Origin of the sequence: Butyricimonas hominis, assembly GCF_014287455.1 — a bacterium.
Classification (GTDB): domain Bacteria; phylum Bacteroidota; class Bacteroidia; order Bacteroidales; family Marinifilaceae; genus Butyricimonas; species Butyricimonas muris.
The window spans coordinates 301651-314253 of the sequence record NZ_JACOOH010000008.1 but is presented as its reverse complement, the minus strand read 5'-3'; the positions used below and the strand labels follow the sequence as shown (position 1 = coordinate 314253).

Sequence of the window (12603 nt, the reverse complement as noted above, 5' to 3'; positions counted from 1 at the left end):
ATGGTGAAATATATTGCATCGTTTTTTATCCTTGTCGTGTTGGCGGGAGCAGGGAAGGTTGCCCGCGGACAACGGGATGTTACTTTTATCATCGCGGCTGATTTGCATTTCGATTTTTTGCCCGAGACGGATCAATATTATCACGTGGTGGCGATGAATCGGGTGCCGGGGCAGTTCGTGATGCCCGACGGGGAGGTGATTAGCCGGGTGGATGGCGTGGTGATAGCCGGTGATATATTTGACCGTTCCCGTCCGGAAATCATTGACCTTTACCGTCAGCGGTATGAATGCGGGGAGGGGGAAAGGCGGATTCATTTTCCGGTTTATCCCGGTTTGGGGAATCATGATTTGGACGTGGCGAGGGATGGCGCACCCAATAACGAGGAACATTTGCAGTTGATAAAGAATTATTTGGATTCTCTTTTGGTTGTTCGTTTGCGAAACGGGGAGATTCTGAACTGGCATCCTTCCAGCCGGAGTTATTCGTGGAACGCGGGGGATGTGCATTTCGTGCACGCGCAACGGTACGCGGGAGATACTTCCTATTGCGAGAGTAATTTGGAGTGGTTGAAAGCGGATTTGCAGACGTATGCTTCCAACGGGGAACCGGTTGTTTATATTCAACACTATGGCACGGACCCGTGGGCAATCGAATGGTGGCCTCGGGAGGCACGGGAGGAGTTGTTCGACGTGCTTGACAAATATAATGTTGCCGCTTTCTTTGCCGGGCATACGCATACCGCCATGATGCCGGAGTACCGGGGATACCCGATTTACGAGGTGAATAACGCTTGGAAAGACGAGGATGGCAATGGCTCTTTTGCCGTGTTGCGCATCAAGGATGACCGGGTGACGGTGGCTTCCTGCCGTTGGAAAAACGGGGAGGGGGAGCTGGAAACGGTGGAGCCGGTGTTGAATCGTACGCTTCCGGCAAAGGCTCGGGAGAAGATTCACTATAACGCGTTTTCGCATAATGACTATTGGCGCCGCCGTCCGTTGGAGGACGCCTTGTCCTATCGCTTTAATTGCGTGGAGGCGGATTTGTGGCTGATAGACGGGGACGTGTACGTGGGGCATAGCAAGCCGTTTTTTCGTCGAGCTGCCCGCACGTTCGAGAATATGTACTTGAAACCTTTGGTGGCACGGATAGAGGCAAACGGGGGAAAGGTGTATCCCAGTAGTGATCGCCCTTTTTTCTTGATGGTTGAGTTTAAAAGTGACGCGGAGGAACTCTATCGAGTGTTGAAAGAGAAGATGGAACCTTACCGGAAATATTTTTGCTCGCTGGACGAGGGGGAATACCGGGAAGGAGCCGTGTTGCTTTTTATCTCCGGTAAACGTCCCACGCATGTGTTGTCGCGAGAACAGAGTCGTTTTATGTTTCTCGACGGGATGATTCGGGATCTCGGAGTCGGGAAGCCGACCACGTTGATTCCGGTGGTCAGTGATCATTATTCCCGTTATTTTACTTGGCGGGGGAGAGGGAAGATGCCGGAAGAGGAGTACAGGAAGATGAAGGAGATACTGGATAAGGCTCATGGCGAGAATAAGCTTTTCCGTTGGTGGGGGGAGCCGGAGAGGAAAGCGGTGAAGAAATTGTTTTTAGAGATAGGTGTTGATTTGGTGGGTACGGATGATTTGAAGATGTTACGTAAGTTGCTTGAATGATGAAAATAATAAATACGGCGTACATGGCGTTGTTGCTGTGTGTGGCTTGTTCCGGGCCGAAAGATTCGGCGGTTAATGTAGTCAATCCTTTTATCGGGACGGGGTTCCACGGGCATACGTACCCGGGGGCAACGGTGCCGCAAGGGATGGTGCAGTTGAGTCCGGATACGCGGCGAGGGAATTGGGATGCCTGTTCCGGTTATCATTATAGTGATTCAACTCTGTTAGGGTTTTCGCACACGCATTTGAGCGGGACGGGGTGCATCGACTGGGGTGATATTCTGGTATATCCCTCTTCCCGAGAGCTTTCGCCTGACGGGACTGCCGACTGGATGCCCCCTCATCCGTTTTCTCATGAACGGGAAGAGGCTATGCCCGGTTATTATCGGGTGGAGTTGCCCGCGGAGGGAATAGAAGCGGAACTGACCGTAACCCCTTACACGGGAGTGCATCGTTATACTTTCGAGCGGGGTGGCGAGGTGTCGATTGTTGTGGATTTGGCGCACGCGTTGAGTGACGATAAAATCAAAGAGGCACGGATGGAACGAACCGGTGATAACGAGATACGCGGGGGGCGTAATACTTCCGGTTGGGTGGATAATCAGCATATTTATTTTATAGCCCGTTTCTCCCGTCCGTTTCATTCTCTACGATGGGTGAAAGAGGGAAAAACGGTTGATTCTGTCGATTCCATCACGGGAGAAAGATTGCAGGTTATTGCCACGTTCCGCCTTTTACCGAAGGAGTCCGTGGAAATGTACGTGGGGTTGTCGTGTGTCAGCGAGGAAAATGCTCGCGACAATCTGGAATATGATTTCACGGGAGATGGATTTGACCATTTCCGCCGGGAAGCGGAACAACGGTGGCGGCAAGTGCTTTCCCGCATGCAAGTGAAGGGGGGCACGTCGGATGAATGTGCTAATTTTTATACCGCCTTGTATCATAGTTTTCTCACGCCCAATTTAGTCAGTGATGCCAATGGCGACTATCGGCGTCATGACATGAAGACGGGTAAGGTTGACGGTCGCCGTAAGCAGTATTCTACTTTTTCTTTGTGGGATACTTTTCGAGCATGGCATCCTTTGATGACGCTTCTGGATACGACTTTGGTCGGCGATATGGTCAATTCCATGCTGGATATTTATGATGTCACAGGAGAACTTCCCATTTGGTCACTTTCCTCGGGTGAAACGAATACGATGATTGGTTATCATGCCGTTTCCGTGATAGCGGACGCGTATTTGAAAGGCATCCGCGGTTTCGATGCCCGCCAAGCGTTGGAGGCGATGACTCGTTCTGCCGAGAAAAACGCCAAAGGGGCGGCTTATTATACCCGTTATGGTTTTATTCCTTCCGATTTACGTCGGGAATCCGTATCCTGCCTGCTGGAATTTGCTTATGACGATTGGTGTATTTCCCGTTTGGCTACGGCATTGGGGGAGAGTGAAACAGCACGGCGTTTCGCTCTCCGTGCCGGTAATTACGCGAATGTATTTGACGGTTCCGGTCGTTTTTTTCGTCCCAAGCGATTGGACGGTAATTGGGAACCGGCGTTTGACCCTTGCCGGGTTGGGCGTGCTTACACGGAGGCTAATGCTTGGCAATATCGTTTCTTTGTTCCTCATGATGTACGGGGGATGATACAGCTTTACGGGGGAGAGGCGATGTTTCTCGCGGATTTGGATTCTCTTTTCCATGGGACTTCGACGGTCGAGAGCGATTTGCCCGATATTACCGGATTGATTGGTCAGTATGCCCATGGCAATGAACCGAGCCATCACATGGCGTATCTTTATACTTACGCGGGACAGCCTTGGAAAACGCAGGAAATGGTACGTCGCATCTTGAAAGAGATGTACCGACCGACTCCTGACGGCATTTGCGGTAACGAGGATTGTGGACAGATGTCCGCTTGGTACATTATGAGCAGTCTGGGGTTCTATCCCGTGTGTCCCGGTTCCAACGAGTTTATTCTCACGTCCCCTTTGTTTCCCGAGGCGACGATTTGTTTGGCAAATGGCAAACGATTGGTCATTACGGCCAATGAGCCCGCTTCTAATACTTACATCCGCCGGGTGTGTCTGAATGGTAGGGAAATGAAGCGTTGTTTTATTACTTACGAGGAATTGATGCAAGGAGGAGAGTTGTCGTTTGAACTTTCGGCGGAGCCTTGTACGGAATGGGGCGGTTACGGTTCGGGGCAACCTTATTCCATGACTCGTGATAAGCAGGTGGCTATTCCCTATGTTTCGCGAGACCTTTATCTTTTCGAGGATGCCGTTGTTTTTGAAATAGGATGTACGACTTCCGGTGCCGAGTTGCATTACACGCTGGACGGTAGTGAGCCTACCCTGTATTCTCCCTTGTATCACGAGGCGATTCGTTTGGATTCTTCCGCGATTCTTCGTGTGCGGGGTTTCAAGGAGGGGTATCTCCCCAGTCGATTGCTGGAATTGCCCGCGGTAAAAGCCGTCTATCGTCCTGCTGAAAGACCGCACGATCTGAATAAAGGTTTTCGCTACCGCTATTACGAGGGTAAATTTACCGGCGTGGAGGATATGGAAAAGATACAGCCCGCGGATTCCGGTTATATGCCCGTGATTCGCATCGACCAAGCTCCTCGTGAGGACCACTATGGTTACATTTGGGAAGGCTGGATTCGGGTGCCGTCACGGGGTGTTTACGAGTTCGAGTTGAAGTCTGACGATGGTAGCGTACTTTACGTCGGTGACCGGAAAGTGGTTGATAATGACGGTTCTCATGCAGCCGTGTCGGCATTCGGGCGCATTGCCCTGCAACAGGGTTATCATCCCTTTCGACTTCTCTATTTCGAGGATTACGAGGGGCAGTTTTTGGAATGGAAATGGAAAAAAGTAACTCGCTAGAGTGAGTGTATGGATAAATAAATTATTAACAGTATATTTTAGAATATGAAAAAAGTAGTACTATTGTTGGTTTGCGTGATGTTTGCTTCTCTATCGGTTGAGGCGCAAGGAGTGAAGTTCGAGTCGGGTACTTGGGATAAAGTTTTGGCTCAGGCGAAGAAGAAAAATAAAGTAGTCTTCGTGGATGTCTATACCACTTGGTGTGGTCCCTGTAAGCAAGTGGCAACTAAAGTTTTCCCCCAAGAAAAGGTGGGTGCGTTTTATAACTCGAATTTTATCAATTATAAAATAGATGCCGAGAGTCCGGAAGGTAAGAAATTCACGGAGAAATATCCGGCGGATGCTTACCCGACATTCTATTTTATCAATGGCAAAGGGGATGTGGTGCATAAAATGACGGGAGCCGGAAATGCAGAGCATTTTATTTCCGAGGGGAGAATGATTGCCCTGTACGAGCGTCACGGGGGAAAAGATAATTTTGTGGCAGCCGTGAAAAACGGAACAGCCGATAGGGATATGTTGTATGAATATTATCAATCTGCCAATGAGCGTAATAAGCCGGCAGCCGTGAATCTTTGTTTGAAAGCTATGCCGACCGAGGAGTTGATTAGCAAAAATAATAAGTTACTCGAAGAGATGTCACTGTATGACAAGGAACTGATGACTCGTTTGGTGGATGAAACGATGAAGGTTAGCAATGACGGGCGGATTTTGGATGAGAAGTTTTACGGGGATTTTATTTATTACACGGTATTTCCCGTGCAGTATCATATTTCGAGATTTTTGAAACAGAGTATTCAAACGGCAAACTGGGAATGGTTGAACGAATTGTTGGTTTTGAAAGCGAAGTTCGCCGATTATGGAGGGAAGATATACCCGAACGGTAACGTGTTGGATGGAGATTTGGATATCTCTCGAGGGCGTGGCTTGTTTTTTGCTACGCCTCAGTATATTAAGCTTTGCTATTGGGCGGAAAATCGTGTTGGGGAAGAGGAGTTCAAGGTGGAATTTCCTCGTTTTATGGAACGGTTGATGCAAGAATATCCCCTCGATACTTTGATGAAGGCGGAGAAGGATCGTGTGATAGATGAGATTCGTAAGGAAGGGCAGACGGAGTTTTTGAAATCGTTTGCCAGAGGTATTTTGAAGCGCGGGGAACTCACGACACCCCGTATCGTGGAGTGGACGGATTATTTCTGGAAACTTTCACCTTCGGATGAAAAGACTAAGGAGTCGTGTAGAGAGTGGGTTCTTTATGCTTTTAATGCGAATCGCTTGTATGGTGAAACGGCTTTTTATGTAGCTGATTTTTTGGCTCGAATCGGGTATTTCGAGGATGCCAAGACAGTGCTGGAGCAAGCAATTTATTTCCAGAAAGATATTAGGAGTGACAATAAAGCACTTATGAAAGAGTTGGAGTGGAAATTGAGGGATGTGAATAACCGGAAGTTGTAAGTAGAAGATAATGCATTTTTGTGGTTACCGCCACTTCTGTTTCATTGATACATGAAAACGGGAGTGGCGGAATTTTTTTCGCGGCGGATACCTCTTTTGCCTTTCTGAATTGTTATATGGGTGTATATTAAATTTAAAAAGATGATTATGGAATTTTGTAGTAAGTTATCGTGTATCGTGTTATGTTGTTTTTTAGTAGGAAACGGGAGAGGCGTGGCGCAAGAGGTGGTTTACCGGGATTATACCCGGCAGGAAGCCGCTTTGCTTGATTCGTTGAAGAAGGAAGGGGTGTTGCCTTTATTCAAGGGAATGCGGGCGTTGCGGCAGCAAGCGCAAGGGGTGAAGGAGAGTACCCCGGTGAATATTGTGCCCCGGCGTGCGGGGAAACGGGAGATGACACCGGAGAATATAATCAAGGAAAGGCGGGCGAGCGTGTTGACGGTAAATAAATACCAAGGAGTGACGACACGTCCGGATATGGTTTACGGGTGGGCAACAGCCGTCGTGTTGACAGCGGACGGTGTTTGCGTGACTAACTTTCACGTGTTTTGGGAATTACTCGATCCGGCAGCGAAGTTGAATCCGGCGGATAGCGTGATATTCGTGGCGACAGAGGACGGTCGGGCTTACCCTATCACGGAAATTCTCAGTTTTAACAAGGCGGCGGATATGGCTTTTTTCAAGATTGATACCCGGGGGGATGTGCTTACCCCGATGCCCTTGGGCGATGATCTTCCGGCGGGGGCGAACGTGCATTTGTTGAGTAACCCGGAAGGCTACCCGTACGCGTACACGCACGGAAGGGTGTCACGGACGATTGCCTTGAACCCGGGTGATCCTTTTTCCCGCAGGATGGAGATGACCGCTGATTTCGCGAAAGGTTCAAGTGGCGGTCCGATCATGGATGACCGGGGAAATATGGTGTCGATGGTATCGAGTATCCGTGCGATATACTTTTCCAATCAACCGCCTTATCATTTGCAAATGAACGTGAAGTTGACCATTCCGGTGAGTTCGTTGCGACGGGTGATAAAATCACCAAAACAAAAGTGAAAAAATTTTGGATGAGATATTGATGTATTTCCAAATGGAATTTCAGTATTGGATTAATTGAATAAATCATTACTTTTGCAACATCATGGGTGTTGTTATTAAGTCAGATAAAGAGTTTGAGAAATTCTTTCGGGAGAATTTTCCAGCCGTGCAGGCGTTTATGCGACGCTACACGGGTGACGATGAATTGGCGGCAGATTTGGCACAGGAGGCATTCATGCGGGTGTTTGAGCGGCGGGAGGAGATTATTTCCGTGGAGTACGGGAAGGCCTTTTTATACACGGTGGCGAGGCATTTGTACTGGAATCATTGTAAACATCAGCGTGCGGCGGAGCATTATTTCGCGCAGTTGGATGAAGATGATGCGGATGATTATAATTTTCTGGAAGAAGCGACACGTCAGGAAACCATACGGATTTTATACGCGGCAATAGAGCAATTGCCACCCCGGACTCGTGAGATTATTCAATTGAACTTGCAAGGTATGAATAACACGGAGGTTGCCGAAGAGTTACAGATTTCCGTGAACACGGTGAAAGATTTGAAGAAATCGGCTTACGTGGTTTTAAGAGATTTATTATCAAAGAATTATTTTCTTATTTTGATATTCCTTTTAGGTGATTAAATGTTAAAATCGTCTTTTTTTGATTTTTTTTTGCTGTTTTACCCACCCACTTTGGTTTTGAAGTAATCTCTTGGGTAAACAACAATAAAATATGGATTTATTAGAACGACGAATGATGATTGCCCGGCTGATAGCGAAAGAACTGACGGGAACGATGGACGAGAGGGAACGGGAGGAATTATCCCGTTGGCTTGCGGAAGACGGGCGACATCAAGAGGAGTACGAGCGGTTGAAAATATCGCTGGAAACAAACGATAAGGTGTGGGAAGAACAAGCCGCGGGACACCGGATGACGGATGCCCGTTGGGAACTCACGAAACAACGGATAAGGAAACAACGGCGTATCGTGTGGAGCAGATACGCGGCGGCGATAGTACTGCCATTGACAATTGCGGCTTTTTGGTTTATAAGCCGGGATACATCACGGGAGCAAGTACCCGTGCAGACGGTTGCCATTACTCATGGTGTGATGAAGGCCCAATTGCAATTGGCTGACGGGCGCAAGGTCGAGTTGAACGATACGACACGATTACGCATAAATGAGGTGGGAGGAACTGAAATTCAAACATCGGACAAAATGGTAAAGTACACGGGGAGTGATTCCGTGGAGATACCGTTAGCGGGCGAGAGGTATAACACGTTGAGAGTTCCCCGTGGTGGAGAGTTTGCTTTGGAGTTGGCGGACGGAACCCGTGTTTGGTTAAATTCCGAGTCAACCTTAAAATATCCCGTTCATTTTACCGGGGACCTGCGAAAAGTGGAGATGACGGGAGAGGGATATTTCGAGGTGGCGAAGAATGCCGGGAAACCCTTTGTCGTGGCGGTAAATGGTGTGAATGTTAGGGTGCTGGGTACAAGTTTCAATGTTTCGGCGTACAGCGAAAGGGTGGTCACGACGTTGGTCGAGGGGAAAGTACAATTGCAAAGAGGAGCAGATAGCGTGATCTTGATACCTAATCAGCAAGGTATATGGCGGAACGGGAAACTCGGGTTCGTGGTGAAACAGGTTGAGGCTAGGAATTATTCGTTGTGGCGTGAGGGAATTTTTTATTTCGAGGATACGGATTTGGAAACGATTTTGGATGTCATGGCTCGCTGGTATAACGTGAATATTTTTTACGTGAACCCGGGGGTGAAGTCCATGAAGTTTTCCGTGGAAGTTAAACGCTACGAAAATATAGAGCAAATATTAAGGAGAATAGAACAGACAAAACGAGTGAAATTTGATATAAAAGATAGAACTATAAACGTGTGTGAATGAAAAAAAGACAGGTAACGCCCCCACGCTACCTGTCAGAATACATTCAATAAATTAATTCAATGTAAAATTCAGAAACAAAGTTATGAAAAAAAAGTGTAACTCGAGTGGTCTTATGAAAATAAGACTACGTAAAAAGTTGTTGACTATGAAATTTTTTGTGCTTTTTTTCTTGTTATCCGTGTCTGTGTCGGCAACGACTTATTCGCAGGAGGCAAGATTGACACTTTCGTTGGAAGATGTTTCTTTGACAGAAGTATTTTCTGCGATTAGAAAAAACACTGCGTTCACGTTTATTTATAACGTGGATGACGTGAGAAATTTGCGGGTGAAATCCTTGAATGTGAAGGATGCCACAATTCAGCAAATTTTGGATGAGGTACTTCGTGGTACGGGATTTATTTATCGAATTGAAGATGAGGTTGTAGTAATCCAGCCGCAGGATGTAAAAGAGAAAAAAGAATCTTTGCGGGTGAAAGGATTTGTTTACGACACGAAGAAACAACCGATGCCGGGAGTGACGGTGAAAGTGCAGGGTGTTGCGATAGGAACAGCCACGAATAAAGACGGGTGGTTTGCTTTGGAATTGCCTTTACTTAAAGGGGTATTGGAGTTTTCTTTTATCGGTTTTAAAAAACAACAGGTAAATTTTACGGAAAAAACCGATACGCTTAGAATTACTTTAATTGAGGATGTTTCGAATTTGGATGAAGTTGTTGTTCGTGCGTATGGTTCACAAAAAAAGAGAGAAACCATTAGTGCGATCTCTTCGGTGAAGGCAGATGAAATGAAAGAACTCCCTGCAGCCAGTATCACGAGTATGTTGCAAGGACGTTTGGCGGGAGTGAATGTCATTCAGCAGTCCGGGGCACCCGGTAGTGCGGCAGTGGTTGCCGTGAGAGGATTTAATTCTTTGATGTTCGATGGAGCTAGTGACGGTCAACCTTTGTGGGTTGTGGATGGAGTGCCGATGCATTCGTTTGTTTCACCTGTGACGGGAACAAATACATTGGCAGATTTGGATCCAAGTTTGATTGAGTCCGTGGAAGTTTTGAAAGATGCGGCTGCAGCCTCGATTTATGGTAGTCGTGCCGGGAATGGAGTAATCTTGATTACGACCAAAAAAGGTAAAATAGGTGAAGTGAAATTTTCAGCAAATGCTTCCTATTCGTTATCTCAATTGATGGAATATCCCGAACAAACGGGGGGACGTATGGAACGGTGGTTGGATATTTTGCAGTATAGAAATACTGTTTATAATTATGAAGCAGATGATGGTTTCTATAATTGTCCGGATTCCTACGAGAGTGTTTGGGTCTCTAACTGGTGGGGGGGATACTGGGGTGCTGGAACATATGATTTGTTTTGGGGAAATAGTCAAAAAGGTTCAGCTACTCAAGAATATTGTCTTCAAGATAGTCTTGATCCGTATTATAATAATAGTACTAATTGGTATAAATATGCATTTCGTACAGGTAAAGTACTAAACGCAAATATCTCCGCAAGTGGTGGAACAGAGAAATTGCGTTATATGGTAGGTTTAGGATATTATGACGAAACGGGAATTATGATTAATAGTCAATATTCTCGAGCGAATTTAATCTCTAATCTAACGGCTAATTTATCTTCCAAGTTAGGATTGGATACGCGTGTTTATCTCGCGTATACGAATAGAACAATGAATGGAAACTCGACGGGTTCCAAGATGAAATACGAGGGAATGACCGTGGATCCAAGACAGCAGAATACTTATTTAGGTGTAAGCGAGGAAGTGCAAAATGAATGGAAAAAGAAGATGTTAGGGCAAAAAGACAGGACAGATGATTACCGGGCAATGGTAACCTCTGTGTTGAGATTAAAATTTTTGCCCGAGTTGGAATTTTCTGCTTCGATAAATTTAGATTATTCTCAAGGAAATTCTAATGTATTTACACCTAGTTATTTAGATGTTTATTATAATGAAAATATGTCCTCGGGCGCAATTAATCGCTCGGTAATGATTTCAACGGAAGAGTTACTGCATTATAATAAAAGTATAAAAGATGTGCATAATATTGATATCTTGTTGGGATTTAATGTGAATAAGACTCAGAAATTTGATATAAAAGGATATGGTAAAAAAGGGGCGAGTGATTTTATATATTATTATGATCCTACAAAAGCACCGGAGGTTGTAAATCATGGTACGGAGGATTGGCCGAATTGGGTGTCTACAAGATTTTATGCTTCAGATTTTAAAGAACAAAAAATGATGAGTTATTTTGGGCGTTTCGGTTACAATTACAAACAACGTTATTTGTTTGAATGTACGTTACGTTCGGATGGTAGTTCTACTTTTGGTGAGGGAAATCGTTGGGCGGTATTTCCGTCGTTTGCTGTGGGGTGGACGTTTTCAGAGGAGCCCTTTGTGAAAAATTGGACGGAAAATTGGCTTAATTTAGGTAAAATTCGTTTTAGCTATGGAACTTCGGGGCAAGTTTTCTCGAAAGAGTATATGGCTCATGGATTGATGAAGGTAGGAACTCGATCGTTTTTAGGTAGTACGGGCGTAACAGTTCAAGATGCAATTGCACCTAGTTTGACATGGGAGAAAACGGAACAATACGATATAGGGCTTGATCTTGATATGTTGCAATATCGTTTGAATGTGAAATTGGATTATTATTATAAATATACAAAAGCCATGATTTGGGATGTTCCCGTGCCGGGAGCGTTATATCCTTTCTCCACTCGTACGGAAAATGCAATGGATGTTTCTAACGAGGGAATTGAATTGGAGTTAGAGGCTGATATATTGCGAGAGAGTGCGGTGAGTTGGCGGATGAAGTTGAATGGTGCTCGAAATTGGAATCGTTTCGAGAAATCTTATTCGGGAAAGGATGTTGGGGAATTTGTGATTGGGAGATCGTTGTATGGAATGTACGTGTATGCCAATGAAGGTTTTTATAATTCGGATGATGAGGTAGAACGTTATCATACGTCCTATGGTAAGGAAATTTATAAAGGTGGAGTTGGCGTGGCGAATGGAACAAGTGGCATGGTAGGGTATTATAATTTGAGAGATTTTAATGGAGATAATGATGTCGACAAGTTGTATGTGGGCTCTCCTGTTCCTGTAGCAAGCGGGGGATGGGTAAATGAGTTAAAATGGAAGGGGTTTGATTTGAATATCCTTGTAAATTATTCATTAGGTCGGAAAATTATTAATATGCGTGCATCGCAATCGTTCGGTACTATACCTTTAACAAAATTGTTGGATTATCGGAAATTACGTCGTTGGACTCCGACAGAAAAGAATCCGAATGCATCACGATGGGGAAAATCCATTATAGGGGAATTGGATACTAATATAGAGAAAGTGCATTCAATGAGTTTAAAACAATTAACATTAGGATATGACTTACCTAAGAAAGTGGCTTCTAAAATTGGTTTGTCCGGATTACGTTGTTTTGTAACGGGAGAAAATTTATTTTACTTGAGTAACTATTCGGGAGAGAACCCGGAGATCGTGGATGTATATAGTGGGTTTGATAAAGGAGATGGATATCCGCTTCCTCGGAAATGGACATTGGGATTAACGCTTAATTTTTAAGGAAAGATGAGAAAGTATTTACTATATTTAGTGTTACCGTTTTGTTGGGCATGTTCGAACTTTATAG

At 45.4% G+C, this 12603-nt stretch carries 7 protein-coding genes; all 7 read left to right on the top strand.

Annotated features, from left to right (window positions below; translation table 11 throughout):
• The 7 genes from H8S64_RS18015 (at position 1) to H8S64_RS17985 (ending at position 12536) form a co-directional block, all read left to right on the top strand.
• Positions 1-1668, top strand: coding sequence for a metallophosphoesterase (locus H8S64_RS18015; protein ID WP_186977938.1), 1668 nt, complete (start codon positions 1-3; stop codon positions 1666-1668).
• Entirely contained in the window at positions 1665-4553 is a 2889-nt protein-coding gene (locus H8S64_RS18010) for a GH92 family glycosyl hydrolase (protein WP_436231470.1), read from the top strand. Before H8S64_RS18015 ends, H8S64_RS18010 begins: the two co-directional genes overlap by 4 nt.
• A 45-nt stretch (positions 4554-4598) precedes the next feature.
• Positions 4599-6008 carry a thioredoxin family protein gene (locus H8S64_RS18005; protein ID WP_186977934.1) on the top strand — a complete coding sequence of 470 codons (1410 nt, stop codon included), beginning with the start codon at positions 4599-4601 and terminating at the stop codon, positions 6006-6008.
• Between the two features lie 147 nt (positions 6009-6155).
• On the top strand, positions 6156-7061 hold the full coding sequence (locus tag H8S64_RS18000) for a S1 family peptidase (RefSeq protein WP_186977932.1): 906 nt from the start codon (positions 6156-6158) through the stop codon (positions 7059-7061).
• Between the two features lie 85 nt (positions 7062-7146).
• The gene (locus H8S64_RS17995) at positions 7147-7686 is read left to right on the top strand and encodes an RNA polymerase sigma factor (RefSeq protein WP_186977930.1); all 540 of its coding nucleotides are present in this window, start codon (positions 7147-7149) and stop codon (positions 7684-7686) included.
• Between the two features lie 91 nt (positions 7687-7777).
• The gene (locus H8S64_RS17990) at positions 7778-8947 is read left to right on the top strand and encodes a FecR domain-containing protein (protein ID WP_186977928.1); all 1170 of its coding nucleotides are present in this window, start codon (positions 7778-7780) and stop codon (positions 8945-8947) included.
• 145 nt (positions 8948-9092) lie between these two features.
• A complete protein-coding gene (locus H8S64_RS17985; RefSeq protein WP_255469594.1) occupies positions 9093-12536 on the top strand; it encodes a SusC/RagA family TonB-linked outer membrane protein in 3444 nt (1147 codons plus the stop codon).
• Positions 12537-12603 lie beyond the last annotated feature (67 nt).

Excerpts from the sequence above, each read along its gene's own strand:
- H8S64_RS18015 (WP_186977938.1), top strand. The coding sequence starts at position 1 with ATGGTGAAATATATTGCATCGTTTTTTATCCTTGTCGTGTTGGCGGGA.
- H8S64_RS18010 (WP_436231470.1), top strand. The coding sequence starts at position 1,665 with ATGATGAAAATAATAAATACGGCGTACATGGCGTTGTTGCTGTGTGTG.
- H8S64_RS18005 (WP_186977934.1), top strand. The coding sequence starts at position 4,599 with ATGAAAAAAGTAGTACTATTGTTGGTTTGCGTGATGTTTGCTTCTCTA.
- H8S64_RS18000 (WP_186977932.1), top strand. The coding sequence starts at position 6,156 with ATGGAATTTTGTAGTAAGTTATCGTGTATCGTGTTATGTTGTTTTTTA.
- H8S64_RS17995 (WP_186977930.1), top strand. The coding sequence starts at position 7,147 with ATGGGTGTTGTTATTAAGTCAGATAAAGAGTTTGAGAAATTCTTTCGG.
- H8S64_RS17990 (WP_186977928.1), top strand. The coding sequence starts at position 7,778 with ATGGATTTATTAGAACGACGAATGATGATTGCCCGGCTGATAGCGAAA.
- H8S64_RS17985 (WP_255469594.1), top strand. The coding sequence starts at position 9,093 with ATGAAATTTTTTGTGCTTTTTTTCTTGTTATCCGTGTCTGTGTCGGCA.